Genomic DNA, 17,815 nt, shown 5'->3' with positions numbered 1-17,815 from the left:
TCCTTAACATATAGGGCGAAAGCGTGAAGATTATGGAAATGTCCATAAAGATTTCACAGGCAATTTGGCGGTTTTTGCGCACTATCTCTGATAAGATAGAGTTCGTGAGAGAGAGGAGCGTGTTCGAATGGCAACCGATATTAATTTACTTTTGGCTTTCGGTGCCGGATTCTTGAGTTTCATCTCGCCATGTACATTGCCTTTGTATCCTGCCTTTTTATCTTATATTACAGGCATGACCATGGATGAGATTAAAAATGACCGAAAAGTAATGCAGCGCCGTGGAATGTTCCATACTTTATTTTTCCTATTGGGCTTTTCCACCATTTTCATCGCGTTGGGCTTTAGCACATCGTTCTTTTATGAATGGTTCGTGCGCTACGATGAATTGATTCGCCAAGTGGGCGCTTTGTTCATCATCATTTTCGGACTGATGATCGTTGGGGTCTTCACGCCGAAATTCTTGATGCAAGACCGCAAGTTCTCGTTCAAGAATCGGCCTTCCGGATTTTTGGGCACTTTCGTTATCGGCCTCGCGTTTGCGGCTGGCTGGACGCCATGTACCGGACCGATCACAGCGGCAATTTATGCGCTCGCTGCGGCCAATCCCGGATCAGGCATTTGGTATATGCTCGCCTACGTACTCGGCTTTGCGATTCCATTTTTTGTTTTGTCGTTTTTCGTTACCCGCCTCGGCTGGCTGCGCAAGCATCACAGCACGATCATGAAAGTCGGCGGATTCATCATGATCGCGGTAGGGGTCTTGTTGTTCTTTGACGGCATGACATACATTATCCGCATTTTGAGCCCGATTTTCGGGGATTTCCAAGGATTCTAAAAAGTAGGTGACGAGATGGAAACTATTTCTTCAATGGATCAATTCCAACAGAAAATAGAAAGCCGCGAATCATTTCTGCTATTCGTCAAAACCGACCATTGTTCGGTATGCGAAGGGCTGAAACCGCAAGTCGAAGGATTGGAGCAGGATGCATCCATTCCGTTCTATTTGGTCAATGCAGCGCGCGTTCCGGAAATCGCCGGGCAGTTGATGCTGTTCACGGCGCCTGTGGTCATTCTTTTCAAGCAAGGGAAAGAACAGCTACGTTTCGCCCGTTTCGTGCGCATGGATGAACTGGAGAGCCGCCTCGGCGAATTGGAGGCAGAATTGGATGGATGAATTATTCAATAGCATCCCGCCAGCCGTTTTCTTGGCCGTGACGACCATCGGCGCGCTCATCATGGGTACGCTCGCAATTATCGTCCGCTCGAAATCGGCAAAAAAACCGGCCTCGGTCAAAAAGATCATTTTGCCGCCTTTGTTCATGTCGACCGGCGCCTTGATGTTCATTTTCCCGTTTTTCCGGGTGGCGCCGCTGCAAATCGCTGAAGCGCTGCTCGTCGGTGCTTTGTTTTCGATCATCCTGATCCGCACGTCGAAGTTCGAAGTGCGTGATGGGGAAATCTATTTAAAGCGCTCCAAAGCGTTCGTCTTCATTTTGCTCGGGTTATTGCTTGTGCGCCTGCTGGCGAAAGTCATCCTGAGCTCGTCGATTGATGTTGGGGAGCTTGGCGGCATGTTTTGGCTACTCGCTTTTGGCATGCTCGTGCCGTGGCGTCTTGCGATGCTGCGCAAATACCAATTGATCGCAGGACAAAAAAACGCTGTTCCCGAATAGGGAGCAGCGTTTTTTTATGGTTATTGTTCGAAATATTGCTCATATGGCGTGACATCGATTTCGAGTTCGGCCATTTTTTTGCGCAAAAATTTGTGGTCGCGTTTTGGCGTCGCTTGGATATAGCCACGGATAATGTGTTGCATTTCCATTTTCTTGGCTTTTTCCTCCAGCAGGATCTCGCCGATGCGCCCTGCGATTTTTTGTTTCGCTACCGGGCGGAACAGGTCCGGCACCGGCTGTACGAGTTCGTTCAATAGCTCTTTTTCTTCGGCTCCCCATAGGTGGATCGTCTTTTCTACGTAGTATTCTTCCCAGTTCAGATCCGATAAGCCGTCTTCTTTTGGCATCGATTTCAGGAATTTCCGGAACATAAAATAGCCGCCGATCGCGAACAGCCCGACCAGCACAACGACCCAGAACAATATGAACCATAAAAACCAGCCTTCTAATTCCACTTCGTCTCACCTCAATCATTCTCTCTACCATTATAGAAGCCCACGAAAAAAAATTCACCTGAAATGTATCCTTTTTTCGTGTTTATGTCTATATAGCGAATGAAAGGGGGTGAGCAATATGGCATTCAGCGATTTTAAGAACGCAAGCATGCGCTTGACGTTTGACAACGGGCTTGATGAGCAAGGGCGCTTGAAGCGCAAAGTGAAGGCGTACCAAAACGTGGCGGAAGCGGCTACTGCTGATGGGATTTTCCAGGCAGCGCAAGTGTTGGAAACATTCGGCACGAAACGGCTTATGGAATTGGAGAAAATCTCCGGTTCAAGCATCTACCAATAATGAGGAGGAGTGGGACACATGGCAAAAACATTGGAATTGATTTTTGAAACGGCCGCAAACAAAGCGGTCACCTTGACGGTCGATGAGCCGAGGGAAGACTTGACGGCGCAGGAAATCATCACCGGCATGCAGACGATCGTCGATCAAAATATCTTTGAAGTCGGCGGATTGCCGTTTGCGCTCGCTAAAGGCGCACGTGTCGTCGAACGCAACGTCGTCGAATACGAAGTTTAATGAACAGGGCCTTCCCGCAAATGCGGGAAGGCTTTTTTTAGAAAGAAAGGAGGCGCTTCGATGCAGGAGTGGATGCAATGGATACAGGAACTCGGATTTCCGATATTCGTTTCGTTTTACCTGATGCACCGTGTGGAAGGCAAACTTGTCGCGATACATGACGCGCTCATTACGATGAAGACGCCGTAATTCACAAAGTTGTGATTTCTGAAGTGGTAACCTGGATTGTTTTCAAGCCCTTGTTCGGCTATGATATAGGCAGTTACGAGAGTGGGGGCAATCATATGAAGTGGAAATGGGCGGTGCTTCTGTCAGCGCTGATGCTGTTTCTCGCAGCATGCGGCGCGGATGTGGTCGAAGATTTCAATTATACCGACCACCGCGGCGAACAAGTAAGCAAGCAGCAATTGGAAGGGACGCCTTGGCTGGCGACATTTGTCTTCACGAATTGTGAGACGGTGTGCCCGCCGATGACTTTCAATATGGCTGACTTGCAAAAGGAAATGGAAGCGAAAGGCTTAAGCGACTACAAAATTGTCGCATTTAGCGTAGACCCAAAAGAAGACACGCCGGAAAAAATGCAGGAATACTTGTCGCATTACCCGATTCCGGATGAAAGCAAATGGCATTTGCTGACGGGCTATTCGCAAGATGAGATCGCGGAGTTTGCGACGAAAAATTTTAAATCCTTGGTCAAGAACGACCCGAACAGCGACCAGGTCATCCACGGCACGTCTTTTTACCTGGTTGACCAAGAAGGGGTAGTCGTTGGCAATTACGACGGTTTTGAACAAGTTCCGACAGCGGAAATCATTGAAGACATGCAGAGACTCTCACAATGAAAAAAGAAAAAGCTGCCGATAGACTCGGCAGCTGAAGGGAAACCGGTCATTGGCCGGTTTTTTCTTTTGACAAAAGATCGCGAATTTCGATCAATAGCTCTTCTTTTTTATCGAGCACTTCCGGTTCTTCTTCCGCCGGCACATCTTTTTGGCGTTTCATACGTGTAAATAAACGAATCACCATGAATATAGAGAACGCAATGATGAAAAAGTCGATGACGGATTGCGTGAATGCGCCATAGCGGAGTTCGGCCCCATTAAAAGTATAAGTCCAATCCTCGACACTGAATCCGCCAAGCAGAATCCCCACGGCCGGCATGATGATGTCTTCGACAAGCGAAGTGACAATCTTCCCGAACGCCGCACCGATGACTACCGCAATCGCCAAGTCCAGCACATTGCCTTTCAAGGCGAATTTCTTGAAATCTTCCCACATAGGCTGTTCCTCCTTTCTGCAGTTGTCATTATACATATTCTCTTCAACTAAAATTTCTCCTGCACCGGCCTCTAAAAACTTTCAGCAAATGGGCAAAGACCTGCGGGCTATGGTAAACTGAGGCAAATGAAACTATAGGTGTGAACATATGAAACAGAAAAAACGAAAAAAACCTTCGCTTCTTTTGAGGTTCCTCTTTTTATTGATGCTATTTCCTGCGGCGATTGTAGCTTTCACGCTTGTCGCGGTGGTGGCGTATTCCTATTACGGCGATACAGTGAAGGAAACGGTGCAAAAAGGGCAGGACCGCGTATTTGAAGTGCCGTTTCCGGAAGATAATATTACGCTCTACCAGGAAGCGGCAGACCGTTACGGAATTCCTTGGACATTATTGGCCGCACACCACCGAATTGAAACGAAATTCTCGACGATGGATCCGTTGTTGTCGCCGGTCGGGGCAGAAGGGCATATGCAGTTCATGCCCTGCACGTTCGTGGGCTGGAGCCACCCGACCTGTTCTGGACAGGGGCAAGGCGAAATACCGGAAGCGGACAAGACCGACCCGGAAGTCATCGCGAAATACGGGGGATACGGGGTGGATGCCGACGGCGACGGCGTAGCCGACCCGTATGACCTGGAAGATGCCCTCCACAGCGCCGCCAATTATCTGGCGCAAAACGGTGCGGCAGAAGGGGATTTGGAGCGGGCGATTTACCGCTACAACCATAGCGATGAATACGTGGAAGACATCCTTCATTATTACGGGCGTTTTGAAGAACAATATAATAATTCATAAAAAAAAGAGCGGACCGGAGTCCACTCTTTTTTTTAAATTGTTGAAGAATTCTATGAAACGCTATAAATTAGAACGATGATTGCTTCTCTACATTTATAAATATTTGGAGAAGCGTTCGCTCGACTCCTGTGGGACTAGCGGGTTTGAGAGACCCCGCAGTGAGCGTAGCGAATGAGGAGGCTCGATTCCCGCCCCACGGAAAGCGAGCGATAAGCTTCGGAGGATTCGCCTTCTTAACTTTTTCGATAAAAAAAAGAGTGGACCGAAGTCCACTCTTTTTTTATTATGCGCGTTTGCGTCCTTTGTTCATTGATCCAAGGATCAAGCTAAGAACGAAGACGAAGATCAATGCGCCGATCAATGCCGGGATGATTGCTACGTCCCAGATGACTGGCCCCATGTCTCCTAGGAGCAAGCCGCCTAGCCATGCGCCGATGATACCTGCAATGATGTTACCGATGATGCCGCCAGGAATGTCTTTCCCGAGGATTAGGCCGGCTAGCCAACCGATGATACCGCCCATAATTAGATATAAAATGATTCCCATGATTTTTCCAGCTCCTTCAAAATGTTTTATTGTTATGAGTGCTACACTCTAGGTATAACCACATTCAGGACTTTTAAAACATGGAACAGTAAAAATTATCGTATTTGGGCGCCTAAAATAGTTTCAAAGTGCCGCATGGCATAGCGGTGGCCAGCATCATCGAAACTTGCGACGGCCTGTTCGTGGATGACAATTTGGAATCCTTCATTATAGGCATCAATCGCCGTATGCAATACGCAGATGTCTGTGCAGACACCGATGATATGCACTTCTTCGATACTGCGTTCCCGCAACATCAGTTCAAGGCGTGTCCCGGCGAACGCACTATAGCGGGTTTTATCCATCCAGACGATATTCTCGTGATGGCGGTCGTATACATCCTGGAGACGGCCGTATAACTTGCGGCCATCCGTCCCTTTGATGTTATGGGGCGGAAACAGCTTGGTTTCAGGATGATAGGGGTCATTTTCTTCGTGTAAGTCCACAGGCATGACCACAAAATCGCCGTTTTCAATGAACTGTTCCGTAATGAAGCACACCGCTTCCTCGATTTCCTGCCCCGGGGCACCGCATGTCAACGCGCCGTCTTCCGCGACAAAATCCACTGTATAATCCACTACCAGCAATGCTTTTTTCATTTCAATCGCCTCCTGTTTTTTCTAGTATACCTGTTTCCATACGCACTGTTAACGAATGTGAAAATGAGAGAGGATGTTGCGGTTAAATATCTTGCCAATATTCTGAAAACTAATTATAATAAACAAAACAGAAAAGGGGTGTGTTCCATGCAATATGAAAACTTGGAAAAACTCAACAAACAAGGGCTGTGGTTCACGGTCATCCACACACTCATCATTTTCAGCTTTGCGCTCGATTTTGGTTTTTTGGCCTAACAGGCGCATAAACAGAAAAGCAGCACACGAAAATTAAAACGAATCGATAAAAATCCACCCGTTCCAATAGGAACGGGTGGATTTTTATGCGGGCGGATGGGCTTGGCGTTTCATGCGCACGAGTGAATCCTTCAACATGCGGGAAGCGGATTCGAGGGAGACACCGAGGATTTCCTGGATCTCCTCCAGATTCTTGTGTTCGACCGCATACAGATGGTGGACGTAGGCAAAGCGGATGTCACCTGAACGCATCGGGGCGCCGACAAATTCGGCAAGTGCTTCCGTGTAGTCGGATAGCGAGCCCATCTGAAAATTGGTGAATTGGTCTTTTACTTTCGATGACAGCAGAAAGGAAGTGCCGCGCGTTTTCGCCCGTTCGATCCCTTGTTCCATCACTGCTTCTTCGTGTTCATCGAAATGCAGCGTGCAATGATAACCGTCTTTCTTTTCGACGTCCAGATGGAGGCCGTCTGCGTCATTTAGGAAATTATCGATGTCGATTGTCACCATATCGCGAAGGCGTAACCCTCTTAAATAGAAGACGTAGAGCAGTTTGGCATTGAGCGGCAGTTTTGCGGACTTCAACACGTCTGGTTTCTTATCCAAAAGATGGCCGTAGTCGACTTCGATGTCATGGGGCTTTAAATCAAGCTTATGGTTTAATTTGAATTTCGGCATGAAGTCATTCGGGATCTTGCCAATCTGCCACATATAATCGAACCAGCGGCGGATGTAGATCAATTTGCGGTTCAAGGTGCTGTCTTTGATGCCGGCTTCTTTTTGTTCCAATAGGAATTGCTGGATGTCGGAGGGACGGATTTCATGAGGCTCCACCGATTTTTTATAGGTCTTTCGCAAAAAGGCAAAAAGCGCTCGGATCAATTGGACTTCATGGACAACCGTGTTGGGGCTGATGCCGTTATCCAATCTGTATTTTTCATAACCGTATGGCATGGACATTCACCTCTCTAACTAGGTTTTATTCATTGTACCAGTTTTTAGGCAGAATAGAACGCACTTTCCCTTGTGGCACAAGGAAATGACTGAAAAAATTCTTTATTCATTCATAAGTAACAAACTACTTAAGGATATTGTAAAAAAATCAAAACCAGCCAACAAGAAGATCAAAATGGAAAGGAAAAAACGAATGATAATCGACAAAGAGGGTATAAAGAAAGATAATGGGAAATAGAAATGAGGTGCAGCAAGTGCGAAACGAAGAAAATGCAAGAATCCGCCATACGATTTTAAAGAAAGTCGAATCATACGATGACCAGGCGCTGAATGAAAAACCGTCAGAGAACGAATGGTCTGCCATGCAGATTTTGGATCATCTACATAAGATGGAGGAGGCGATTACAGCGGGCGTTGCTAAAACAGCGGAGAAGAATCAACGAAAAAAAGCGATGAAGAAACCAATTCAAGTCTCAGTCAGCCGCAAATTGAAAGTCGATGCGCCCAATCATACGGTGCCGGAGGACAGGTTTTTCACGTTAGAAGAAATGAAAGAGAAGTTGAACACCTCCAGAAACCGCCTGTATGAAGTCTACACGCATACCGATGAAGAGACGCTAGAGAACAATTCCATGCCGCATCCTGTTTTCGGCGATGTGCCGCTCGTCCAATGGTTCCCGTTTATCGGCTATCATGAGAAACGCCACTTGGCTCAACTGGAAGAGACCTTAAGTAAAATCGATGAGAAAAAGAAATAGTCATTAGGAAAACTTATCGAAATGTATAATTTTAATGTAATTTACTTATGCACATTGTTTCGGTATGATGGAAGAGGAGAAAAGACGCGGTAACACGCCTTTTCAGAAGATTTAAAGGAGGAACACGATTATGGCAAAGAGCAGTTTGCACAACAGCCGCACGTCGTTCGAGCTTAACGGCAAGACGTATAATTATTATCGTCTCGCAGCACTCGAAGAAGCGGGGATCGCGAAAGTATCTCGCCTTCCGTACTCTGTAAAAGTACTATTGGAATCCGTATTGCGTCAGCACGACGGATATGTCATCAAAGACGAACATGTAGAAGAACTAGCAAAATGGGGCAAAGACGCGAACAAAGAAGCGGAAGTTCCATTCAAACCTTCCCGTGTCATCCTTCAAGACTTCACCGGCGTACCGGTAGTTGTCGACTTGGCGGCGCTTCGTTCAGCAATGGCTGAAATGGGCGGCGACCCGGACAAGATCAACCCGGAAATTCCAGTTGATTTGGTCATTGACCACTCGGTGCAAGTTGACCGTTACGGCACTGAAGATGCACTGCGCGCGAACATGGAACTTGAGTTCGAACGCAATGCAGAGCGTTACCAATTCCTTAACTGGGCTCAAAAAGCTTACGACAACTACCGTGCGGTTCCACCAGCAACAGGTATCGTTCACCAAGTAAACCTTGAGTACTTGGCGAATGTTGTCCACGCCATCCCAAATGAAGACGGCACATTCGAAGCCTTCCCGGATACACTTGTCGGTACGGACTCCCATACGACAATGATCAACGGGATCGGCGTACTTGGATGGGGCGTCGGCGGAATCGAAGCGGAAGCAGGCATGCTCGGACAGCCTTCATACTTCCCGATTCCTGAAGTTATCGGCGTGAAAATGACTGGCGAACTGCCAAACGGCGCAACTGCGACGGATTTGGCACTCAAAGTCACTGAAACTTTGCGTAAAAAAGGCGTAGTCGGCAAATTTGTCGAGTTCTTCGGCCCTGGCGTTACGACATTGCCGCTTGCAGACCGTGCAACGATCGCCAACATGGCACCGGAATACGGCGCAACTTGCGGATTCTTCCCAGTGGATGAAGAAGCATTGACTTACATGCGTTTGACTGCCCGTACAGAAGAGCAAATCGCTGTCACAAAAGAATACTTAAAAGCGAACGATATGTTCTTTACTGTCGACAACGAAGATCCGATCTACACGGACCTTGTTGAAATCGACTTGACGACAATTGAACCGAACTTGTCCGGCCCAAAACGCCCACAAGATTTGATTCCATTGTCGCAAATGAAAAAAGAATTCAACACGGCAATTACCGCTCCAGAAGGCCCGCACGGCTTCGCGTTGGACCAAAACGAAATCAACAAAACAGCGACCGTTAAATTCAACGACGGCAAAACAGCTGAAATGAATACGGGCGCTTTGGCGATCGCTGCGATCACATCTTGCACAAACACGTCCAACCCGTACGTTATGCTCGGCGCTGGATTGGTTGCGAAAAAAGCAGTTGAAAAAGGCTTGACGCCGCCGCCATACGTGAAAACGTCATTGGCACCAGGTTCGAAAGTCGTTACAGGCTACTTGAGCGATTCTGGCCTTCTTGACTACATGAACCAAATCGGATTCAACTTGGTCGGTTACGGCTGTACAACATGTATCGGTAACTCCGGCCCGCTCCTTCCTGAAATCGAAGAAGCGATCGTTGAAAACGACTTGCTCGTTTCATCCGTATTGTCCGGTAACCGTAACTTTGAAGGACGCATCCACCCGCTTGTAAAAGCAAACTACTTGGCATCCCCAATGCTAGTTGTAGCTTATGCACTTGCCGGTACAGTGGATATCGACTTTGAAGTGGACCCAATCGGTCAAGACCAAGATGGCAACGATGTATTCTTCAAAGACATCTGGCCTTCAACTGAAGAAGTGAAAGACGTCGTGCACAACACGGTAACGCCTGAATTGTTCCGTAAAGAGTACGAGCATGTCTTCACTGAAAACGCAGAGTGGAATGCCATCGAAACAAACGACGATTCATTGTATGCATTCGATGACAACTCTACGTATATCCAAAACCCGCCGTTCTTCACAGGCATGTCGAAAGAACCGGCACCGATCCAGCCGCTATCCGGCCTTCGTGTCATGGCGAAATTCGCTGATTCGATCACGACGGACCACATTTCTCCTGCAGGCGCAATCGGCAAAGATACACCAGCTGGATTGTACTTGCGTGAAAACGGCGTTGAGCCGCGTAATTTCAACTCTTACGGCTCCCGTCGCGGTAACCACGAAGTCATGATGCGTGGTACGTTTGCGAACATCCGCATCCGTAACCAAGTCGCACCAGGCACTACTGGCGGCTTCACGACATTCTGGCCGACTGGCGAAGTTATGCCGATCTACGATGCATGCATGAAGTATCAACAGCAAGGCACTGGCCTTGTGGTTCTAGCCGGTAAAGATTACGGCATGGGCTCTTCCCGTGACTGGGCTGCTAAAGGAACATTCCTTCTAGGCGTCAAAACAGTCATCGCGGAAAGCTATGAGCGTATCCACCGTTCGAACCTTGTGATGATGGGCGTCTTGCCGCTTCAATTCGTCAACGGCGAAAGCGCTGATTCTCTTGGTCTGACAGGTCACGAAACAATCAGCGTCAACTTGTCCGACGATGTGAAACCGCGCGACGTACTGACGGTCACAGCTACTGCTGAAGATGGCAAAGTCACGGAATTCAAAGTCCTCGCACGCTTCGATTCTGAAGTGGAAGTCGACTACTTCCGTCACGGCGGCATCCTGCAAATGGTGCTCCGCAACAAATTGCTAGAAGCATAAAAAATAAAAAGGCTGCCTTCGGGCGGCCTTTTTATTTTGAGAAGAAATCCCCACAAAGGATCTCGCAAGCTGCGAGAAAAACAGCTTCAGGGCCTTGTGCTTTTTGATCGCAAGGCATGTCCTGTATACTAGAGGAGAGGTGAAGGAAAATGTACATAAGCGAAAAAGAAATTGAGATCCGCTACGCGGAAACTGACCAGATGGGTGTCGTCTATCACGCCAATTACTTGATCTGGCTCGAGCTCGGGCGCACCCAATTGATCGAGGATCTCGGGTTTACGTATGCGGGCATGGAATCGCAAGGATTCTTGTCCCCGGTGACGGACATCTCCATCCAATACAAAGCAGCGCTGCGCTACGGGCAGAAAGCGCGCGTCAAGACCTGGGTGGAGTCTCACGGCCGCTTGCGGACGACATATGGCTACGAAGTGCTCCACGAGGATGGCACACTGGCTGCAAAAGCGACGTCAGAGCATGTCGTGGTGAAAAAAGACAGCTTCCGTCCCGTTCCACTGGCGAAAGTGGCCCCTGAATGGGATGCCAAATACAAGGAAGTGGTGAGGGGGGCAGAAGATGGCATTCGGAATCCGACGACCTGAATTGGAGCGCTGGAAACAGGATGTGCAAGACGGCCAGATCTCTTTTCTTACCCATTACTGGGTAGACCACCGATTCCCTGGCTGCAGCACAGTCACGAAAGTGGGCTGCAGCGACATCGATAAACTTGCCGACTGGGGCAGCCGCTACGGCTTACGGCGTGAATGGCTGGACTTGCGCAATGACTATCCGCATTTCGACTTATTCGGCGACCGGCAAGCGGAAATCCTGGAGGCGGAAGGCCGCTTGGATCAATTGAATCGATTAATCAAAAACGAAAATGAATAGATTTGAATAAAAAAGAAGCATTGCGCAAAATTGCGTCATGCTTCTTTTGGTTCGTATGAATACCTTAATTCACCCAATTCGTCATCAACGGTAACGTGCAGGTCGTGTTCGTCGAAATACCAATGGTCGGCTTCTTCTATAAAGTACAGCACGTCTCCTTCTTCGAGGCGGACCACCGCTTCGTAAGGACTATCTTTCGTGACGCCTAACGAAAAGCCCGGCTGCAAACCAGCGCCTCCGTAGCGGACGAAAAACCGCACCGCTTCACCGGCCTCGACTTCCATTTCGTTATGGAACCAATCTCGTGCATCTTTGCTCAAATGGATCTCCATGCAAACACGTCCTTTCGGGTTCTACCACTTGATCTTCGGTTCGGTGCCTGCGCGTATACGCGCAATGTTCGCGCGATGCCGGTAAATAATGAACGTGGCGAGTGTGAAAATGACCGCCATGAACAGGTAATCACCGGTATTGATCGTGTAGATGATCGTGTAGATAACCGAGACGACAGCCAAGATGATTGACGACAAGGATACCATCTTGGTGATCTTCAACGCAATCAACAAGACCGCGACGGCCAGTAAAAACAACGGCCATTGATACCCAAGCAAAATCCCGCCGGATGTGGCCACCGCTTTGCCGCCTTTAAAGCGCGCAAACAGCGGGAACATGTGGCCGATGACCGCGACGACGCCGAGAATCAGCGGGTGGACATCGGTCACCATGACGAGCGGCAGCAGCGTCGCGGCGGTGCCTTTTAAAATATCCAGGATGGTGACGACAAAACCCGCTTTCGGCCCGAGCACGCGGAAGGTGTTGGTCGCCCCTAAATTGCCGCTGCCCTTCGTCCGAATGTCCGTATTGTAAAAAAGTTTTCCGATCCATAGCGCTGAAGGGATGGATCCGAGTAAATAAGCGATAATTACCGGAAGCAAAATGTCCATGATTGACTCCTTTGACGTACACTGTTTTCTTTTCTACAGTTTACCATGACCGAAGACACAGAAGCAATAGATGGCGGATTATTCAACAAACGGCCCACTTTCATGTATGATAGACTAAAAGGACAGGTGATTTTGTTGAAAAACCCAGACCGCACAGAAATCAAAGAAGTGCTCGACACGGCTAAAACCATTGCGGTGGTAGGCTTGAGCCCGAACCCGATGAGAACCTCGTATATGGTATCCAAAGCGATGCAAGACGCCGGCTACCGCATCATCCCGGTCAATCCGATGGCGGATGAAGTGCTGGGGGAGAAAAGCTACGCGGCGCTTACGGACATTCCGGAACCGGTCGACATCGTCAATGTATTCCGCCGCAGCGAATTTTTGCCGGCCATTGCCGAAGATTTTCTTAAGATCGAAGCCCCGGTGTTTTGGACGCAGCTGAACGTCGTTGATGAAGAGGTCTTCAACCGCCTCCACGCCGCCGGGCATACGGTCATCATGGACCGTTGCATCAAAGTCGAACATGCCATCCTGAAATAGCAGTTTTCACGAAGGGCGCCTAGCGCTCTTTTTCTATGAACATTGACAGGAATGCCTGGAATGGCATACGATTAAAAGAAGAGAGTATACGAACAAATGTTTGTTGGAGGGAAATAGATGGCTAAAACGAACAGCAATGCATACAACGAAGAAGCGATCCAAGTTCTAGAAGGGCTGGATGCTGTACGCAAACGCCCAGGGATGTACATCGGTTCGACCGATGCCCGCGGGCTTCACCACTTGGTCTACGAAATCGTCGACAATTCCGTCGATGAAGCGCTTGCGGGATTTGGCGACCGCATCACGGTGACCATTCACGAAGACAATAGCATCAGCGTGCGCGATTATGGCCGCGGCATGCCCACCGGAATGCACAGAAGCGGCAAACCGACACCGGAAGTCATTTTGACGGTGCTCCATGCCGGCGGGAAATTCGGCCAGGGCGGCTACAAGACGAGCGGCGGGCTTCACGGCGTCGGCGCATCTGTCGTCAATGCCTTGTCGAGTTTTTTGGAAGTGACGATCCACCGCGACGGGCGCAAATACCGCCAGCGTTTTGAAAACGGCGGCAAACCCGTCACGACTTTGGAAGAGATCGGCAAAACGAAAGAATCGGGCACCTTGATCCACTTTCTGCCGGACGAAAGCATCTTTAGCGTATCCAAATACAATTACGACACGCTGAGCGAACGCTTGCGTGAATCCGCGTTCCTCATGAAAGGCATGAACATCGAGTTGATCGATGAGCGCAGCCAAACCGGCGAGAGCTTCTTTTATGAAACCGGTATCAAAGCCTTCGTCGAATACTTGAACGAAGAAAAAGACGTGCTCCACAAAGTGGCGTATATGGAAGGGCAGAGCGACAGCCTCGAAGTCGAATTCGCGTTCCAGTTTAACGACGGCTATTCCGAAACGATCCTGTCGTTCGTCAACAACGTCCGCACACGCGACGGCGGGACGCACGAAACCGGCGCAAAAGCGGCAATGACCCGCGTATTCAACGATTACGCACGCAAAATCAATTTATTGAAAGATAAAGACAAGAACTTAGAGGGCTCCGACATCCGCGAAGGCTTAGCGGCCATCGTCTCGGTGCGCATCCCGGAAGCGTTGCTGCAATTTGAAGGCCAGACCAAGAGCAAACTCGGCACAAGCGAAGCCCGCGGTGCCGTTGATGCGGTGATCTCCCAGCAATTGATGTATTTCCTCGAGGAGAACGCCGAACACAGTGCATCACTCGTCCGCAAAGCAATACGGGCGTCTCAGGCGCGTCTCGCCGCACGAAAAGCGCGGGAAGATGCCCGAAATGGCAAAAAACGCAAGAAGTCCGATACTTTATTGTCCGGCAAATTGACGCCGGCGCAGTCGCGCAACGCCAAAAAGAACGAATTGTACCTAGTCGAGGGCGACTCGGCCGGCGGTTCGGCCAAGCAAGGCCGCGACCGGACATTCCAGGCGATCTTGCCGCTGCGCGGAAAAGTCGTCAATACCGAAAAAGCGAAACTGGAAGAAATCATGAAAAACGAAGAAATCGCCACCATCATCCACGCGATCGGCGGCGGCGTGTCTTCCGACTTCTCCGTAGACGACATCGCTTACAACAAAGTCATCATCATGACCGATGCCGATACCGACGGCGCGCATATCCAAGTGCTGCTGTTGACGTTCTTCTACCGCTATATGAAGCCGCTCATCGAAGCCGGCAAAGTGTTTATCGCGCTGCCGCCGCTCTATAAAGTGTCCAAAGGCGTCGGTAAAAAAGAAGTCGTCGATTACGCCTGGACCGAAGCGGATCTTGACGAGTCAATCAAGAAAATTGGCAAAGGCTATATGCTCCAGCGCTATAAAGGTCTCGGGGAAATGAACGCCGACCAATTGTGGGAGACGACGATGAACCCGGAATCGCGCACCTTGATCCGTGTGACGATCGAAGACGGCGCGCGCGCCGAACGCCGCATCACGACTTTGATGGGCGATAAAGTCGAACCGCGCCGCAAATGGATCGAAAACAACGTCGACTTCGGCTTGGAAGACGACAGCAACATTCTCGAAAATGATTTGATTCACGCTGAGGAGGAACTCGTATGACACAAACCGAACGTTTCCAAGATCTGCCCTTAGAAGAAGTCATCGGCGATCGGTTTGGCCGCTATAGTAAATACATCATCCAGGACCGCGCGCTGCCGGATGCCCGCGACGGGCTCAAACCGGTACAGCGCCGCATCCTCTATGCCATGCACCACGAAGGCAATACCAACGACAAAGCGTTCCGGAAATCCGCCAAGACGGTCGGGAACGTCATCGGCAACTATCATCCGCACGGCGATAGCTCCGTTTACGAAGCGATGGTGCGGCTCAGCCAGGACTGGAAAATCCGCCACATGCTCGTGGAAATGCACGGCAACAACGGCTCGATGGACGGGGATTCCCCGGCCGCGATGCGTTACACGGAAGCCCGGCTTTCCGCGATTTCCGGCGAATTGTTAAGAGACATCGAAAAACGCACCGTCGAATTCATCCCGAACTTCGACGATGTGGACGTCGAACCGACCGTCCTCCCGGCGCGTTTCCCGAACTTGCTCGTCAACGGCTCGACTGGGATCTCTGCTGGGTATGCAACCGACATCCCGCCGCATGCGCTGCACGAAGCACTCGATGCTGTCCTTATGCGCATCGACAAGCCGGATGCGACAATCGATGAATTGATGACCGTCATCAAAGGCCCGGATTTCCCGACCGGCGGAATCATCCAAGGCGTCGAAGGCATCAAAAAAGCCTATGAAACGGGACGCGGCAAAATCGTCGTCCGTTCGAAAGCGGCCATTGAACCGCTCAAGGGCGGCAAAGAACAGATCGTCATTACGGAAATCCCATTTGAAGTGAACAAAGCGAGCCTCATCAAGAAAATCGATGACCACCGCTTCGACCGCAAACTCGACGGCATTTCCGAAGTGCGCGATGAATCCGACCGCACGGGCCTGCGCATCGTCATCGAATTGAAAAAAGAAGTGCAGGCAGCCGGCATCTTGAACTATTTGTACAAAAACACCGACCTGCAGATCAGCTACAACTTCAATATGGTGGCGATCCATCACCGCCGCCCGACGATGATGACCTTGCCGACGATGCTCGATGCCTATATCGAACACCAAAAAGAAGTCGTGACGAAACGCTCGGAATTCGACTTGCAAAAAGCGAGCGACCGCATGCACATCGTCGAAGGTTTGATCAAAGCGTTGTCGATTCTTGATAAAGTGATCAAGACCATCCGTGCGTCCAAAGACAAACGCGACGCGAAAAACAATTTGATCGCGAAATTCGAGTTTTCGGAAGCGCAGGCAGAAGCGATTGTCTCACTGCAGCTTTACCGACTGACGAATACCGATATCACCGAGCTCAAAAAAGAAGAGGAAAGCTTGCGCAAATTAATTGCCGAGTTGACTGGCATCTTGACGAGTGCGACGAAATTGAAAAACGTCATCAAAAAGGAATTGCAGGCGATCCGCAAGAAATTCGCGGAACCGCGGCGCTCTGAAATCGAAGAAAAAATCGAAGAATTGACCATTACGCGTGAAATCATGATTCCAAGTGAAGAAGTGATTGTCACCGTCACGAAAGAAGGCTATGTCAAACGGACGAGCACCCGCTCCCATGCGGCTTCGAACGGCAAGGATTTTGCCATGAAAGACAGCGACCACCTGTTGTTCGAAGGCAATCTCAATACGCAGCATACGGTGTTGATCTTCACGACCGGAGGGAATTTCGTGTTCCAGCCCGTCAATGAACTGCCGGACATTAAATGGAAGGACCTCGGCCAGCATTTGTCGAGCATTGTCACGCTCGATTCCAACGAATCGGTGCTCGCGGTGTTCCCGTTCGAAGATTTTGAACAGGATGCGACCATTTTGACCGTCTCCAAATTCGGCCAAGTGAAGCGTTCGGCGCTGAAAGACTACCAGGTGCAGCGCTATTCACGCGCCATCAAGACGATGAACTTGAAAAAAGGCGACGACATGATCTTCGCAGGACTCGCGACGAACGAAACCGAATTGTTCCTGGCGACGAAAATGGCGTACGGCGTCCGCTTCCCGCTCGAAGAAGTGCCTGTAACAGGGCTTCGGACTGCGGGCGTCAAAGGGCTCAACTTAAAAGAAGGCGACGAAGCGGTGTCTGCGGTCATGATCGACGCGGAACAGCAGCCAGATCTCGTGCTCGCGACGCAGCGCGGAGCCGCCAAAAAGATGAAACTTAGTGAATTTGAAAGCGGGAGCCGCGCCAAACGCGGCGTCATCATGCTGCGGGAATTGAAATCCAATCCCCACCGGGTGGTTGCCGTCATTGGCACAACCGGAAAAGAAGAGATTCTGCTCGAAACCGCCAAAGGCTTGCGCATCTCGATTGCGCCTGGCCGCCTGAAAGCGGTCGACCGTTATTCCAACGGCTCTTTTATCGTAGACGAAGCCACAGACGGCGCCGTCACGGCAGCTTACTTAGTGCCCGCTACTGAATAATTTTAAAAGGCGTTGAATGAATAATTCATTCAACGCCTTTTTTTGTTGTAGGTTTATCCATTCATTGAAAAATGCTGAAATAATTACTGAATAACGTATTGAATTCATTCTTTTTGACCGCACCAAAGCCCAGATGAATCACCAAAAAGGAGGCGTGTA

At 49.6% G+C, this 17,815-nt stretch carries 22 protein-coding genes; 15 read left to right on the top strand and 7 right to left on the bottom strand.

The window, feature by feature from the left end; all coding sequences use genetic code 11:
• The first annotated feature begins 127 nt into the window (after positions 1-127).
• Genes DFR62_RS08500 through DFR62_RS08490 form a run of 3 tightly spaced genes read left to right on the top strand, consistent with a single transcriptional unit; the run spans position 128 to position 1,676 of the window.
• The gene (locus DFR62_RS08500; RefSeq protein ID WP_121299728.1) at positions 128-838 is read left to right on the top strand and encodes a cytochrome c biogenesis CcdA family protein; all 711 of its coding nucleotides are present in this window, start codon (positions 128-130) and stop codon (positions 836-838) included.
• A 15-nt stretch (positions 839-853) separates the two neighbouring features.
• Complete coding sequence (locus DFR62_RS08495; protein ID WP_121299726.1) at positions 854-1,177, top strand: thioredoxin family protein; 324 nt, start codon at positions 854-856, stop codon at positions 1,175-1,177.
• Entirely contained in the window at positions 1,170-1,676 is a 507-nt protein-coding gene (locus DFR62_RS08490; protein ID WP_121299723.1) for a CcdC family protein, read from the top strand. Before DFR62_RS08495 ends, DFR62_RS08490 begins: the two co-directional genes overlap by 8 nt.
• Before the next feature lie 20 nt (positions 1,677-1,696).
• Here DFR62_RS08490 and DFR62_RS08485 read toward each other — a convergent pair whose 3' ends face one another.
• Entirely contained in the window at positions 1,697-2,131 is a 435-nt protein-coding gene (locus DFR62_RS08485; RefSeq protein ID WP_083509134.1) for a DUF2621 domain-containing protein, read from the bottom strand.
• Positions 2,132-2,249: 118 nt separating this feature from the next.
• Between DFR62_RS08485 and DFR62_RS08480 the strand changes: the two genes are divergently transcribed.
• The 4 genes from DFR62_RS08480 (at position 2,250) to DFR62_RS08465 (ending at position 3,544) form a co-directional block, all read left to right on the top strand.
• Positions 2,250-2,468, top strand: coding sequence for a DUF1659 domain-containing protein (locus DFR62_RS08480; RefSeq protein WP_121299721.1), 219 nt, complete (start codon positions 2,250-2,252; stop codon positions 2,466-2,468).
• Positions 2,469-2,486: 18 nt separating this feature from the next.
• The gene (locus DFR62_RS08475) at positions 2,487-2,702 is read left to right on the top strand and encodes a DUF2922 domain-containing protein (RefSeq protein ID WP_121299719.1); all 216 of its coding nucleotides are present in this window, start codon (positions 2,487-2,489) and stop codon (positions 2,700-2,702) included.
• Between the two features lie 60 nt (positions 2,703-2,762).
• Complete coding sequence (locus DFR62_RS08470) at positions 2,763-2,891, top strand: YvrJ family protein (protein WP_083509135.1); 129 nt, start codon at positions 2,763-2,765, stop codon at positions 2,889-2,891.
• A gap of 95 nt (positions 2,892-2,986) precedes the next feature.
• Complete coding sequence (locus DFR62_RS08465; protein WP_121299717.1) at positions 2,987-3,544, top strand: SCO family protein; 558 nt, start codon at positions 2,987-2,989, stop codon at positions 3,542-3,544.
• Positions 3,545-3,590: 46 nt separating this feature from the next.
• Here DFR62_RS08465 and mscL read toward each other — a convergent pair whose 3' ends face one another.
• Positions 3,591-3,980: a large conductance mechanosensitive channel protein MscL gene (gene mscL / locus DFR62_RS08460; protein ID WP_121299715.1), complete on the bottom strand. Its 390-nt coding sequence runs from the start codon at positions 3,978-3,980 to the stop codon at positions 3,591-3,593.
• A gap of 148 nt (positions 3,981-4,128) precedes the next feature.
• Here mscL and DFR62_RS08455 point away from each other — a divergent pair, with 148 nt between their 5' ends.
• Positions 4,129-4,776, top strand: coding sequence for a lytic transglycosylase domain-containing protein (locus DFR62_RS08455; RefSeq protein WP_121299713.1), 648 nt, complete (start codon positions 4,129-4,131; stop codon positions 4,774-4,776).
• Positions 4,777-5,059: 283 nt separating this feature from the next.
• Here DFR62_RS08455 and DFR62_RS08450 read toward each other — a convergent pair whose 3' ends face one another.
• The 3 genes from DFR62_RS08450 to DFR62_RS08440 all read right to left on the bottom strand — a co-directional run bounded on the left by DFR62_RS08450 (position 5,060) and on the right by DFR62_RS08440 (position 7,170).
• Positions 5,060-5,323, bottom strand: a complete 264-nt coding sequence (locus DFR62_RS08450) for a GlsB/YeaQ/YmgE family stress response membrane protein (RefSeq protein ID WP_068869160.1) — start codon at positions 5,321-5,323, stop codon at positions 5,060-5,062.
• A 95-nt stretch (positions 5,324-5,418) separates the two neighbouring features.
• A complete protein-coding gene (locus DFR62_RS08445) occupies positions 5,419-5,961 on the bottom strand; it encodes a cysteine hydrolase family protein (RefSeq protein ID WP_121299700.1) in 543 nt (180 codons plus the stop codon).
• Positions 5,962-6,300: 339 nt separating this feature from the next.
• Complete coding sequence (locus DFR62_RS08440) at positions 6,301-7,170, bottom strand: site-specific integrase (RefSeq protein ID WP_121299698.1); 870 nt, start codon at positions 7,168-7,170, stop codon at positions 6,301-6,303.
• A gap of 254 nt (positions 7,171-7,424) precedes the next feature.
• Between DFR62_RS08440 and DFR62_RS08435 the strand changes: the two genes are divergently transcribed.
• The 4 genes from DFR62_RS08435 (at position 7,425) to DFR62_RS08420 (ending at position 11,658) form a co-directional block, all read left to right on the top strand.
• Entirely contained in the window at positions 7,425-7,928 is a 504-nt protein-coding gene (locus tag DFR62_RS08435) for a DinB family protein (RefSeq protein ID WP_121300270.1), read from the top strand.
• A gap of 130 nt (positions 7,929-8,058) precedes the next feature.
• On the top strand, positions 8,059-10,773 hold the full coding sequence (gene acnA, locus DFR62_RS08430) for an aconitate hydratase AcnA (protein WP_121299696.1): 2,715 nt from the start codon (positions 8,059-8,061) through the stop codon (positions 10,771-10,773).
• 149 nt (positions 10,774-10,922) lie between these two features.
• A complete protein-coding gene (locus tag DFR62_RS08425; RefSeq protein ID WP_121299694.1) occupies positions 10,923-11,372 on the top strand; it encodes an acyl-CoA thioesterase in 450 nt (149 codons plus the stop codon).
• The gene (locus DFR62_RS08420; protein WP_121299692.1) at positions 11,347-11,658 is read left to right on the top strand and encodes a hypothetical protein; all 312 of its coding nucleotides are present in this window, start codon (positions 11,347-11,349) and stop codon (positions 11,656-11,658) included. The genes DFR62_RS08425 and DFR62_RS08420 overlap by 26 nt, the downstream gene beginning before the upstream one ends.
• Before the next feature lie 35 nt (positions 11,659-11,693).
• Here DFR62_RS08420 and DFR62_RS08415 read toward each other — a convergent pair whose 3' ends face one another.
• Together DFR62_RS08415 and plsY are read right to left on the bottom strand one after the other, a co-directional pair.
• The gene (locus DFR62_RS08415) at positions 11,694-11,990 is read right to left on the bottom strand and encodes a HesB/YadR/YfhF family protein (RefSeq protein WP_121299690.1); all 297 of its coding nucleotides are present in this window, start codon (positions 11,988-11,990) and stop codon (positions 11,694-11,696) included.
• Positions 11,991-12,011: 21 nt separating this feature from the next.
• Positions 12,012-12,602: a glycerol-3-phosphate 1-O-acyltransferase PlsY gene (plsY, locus tag DFR62_RS08410; RefSeq protein WP_121299688.1), complete on the bottom strand. Its 591-nt coding sequence runs from the start codon at positions 12,600-12,602 to the stop codon at positions 12,012-12,014.
• A 129-nt stretch (positions 12,603-12,731) separates the two neighbouring features.
• Between plsY and DFR62_RS08405 the strand changes: the two genes are divergently transcribed.
• The 3 genes from DFR62_RS08405 to parC all read left to right on the top strand — a co-directional run bounded on the left by DFR62_RS08405 (position 12,732) and on the right by parC (position 17,656).
• Positions 12,732-13,145, top strand: a complete 414-nt coding sequence (locus DFR62_RS08405) for a CoA-binding protein (RefSeq protein WP_121300268.1) — start codon at positions 12,732-12,734, stop codon at positions 13,143-13,145.
• A gap of 117 nt (positions 13,146-13,262) precedes the next feature.
• Positions 13,263-15,233, top strand: coding sequence for a DNA topoisomerase IV subunit B (gene parE / locus DFR62_RS08400; RefSeq protein WP_101190344.1), 1,971 nt, complete (start codon positions 13,263-13,265; stop codon positions 15,231-15,233).
• Positions 15,230-17,656: a DNA topoisomerase IV subunit A gene (parC, locus tag DFR62_RS08395; protein ID WP_121299686.1), complete on the top strand. Its 2,427-nt coding sequence runs from the start codon at positions 15,230-15,232 to the stop codon at positions 17,654-17,656. The genes parE and parC overlap by 4 nt, the downstream gene beginning before the upstream one ends.
• Positions 17,657-17,815 lie beyond the last annotated feature (159 nt).

Source organism: Planococcus citreus, assembly GCF_003664125.1.
Taxonomy (GTDB): Bacteria; Bacillota; Bacilli; order Bacillales_A; family Planococcaceae; genus Planococcus; species Planococcus citreus.
Note: the sequence above shows the minus strand (reverse complement) of the source record. Positions and strands in the feature narration are given on the sequence as shown.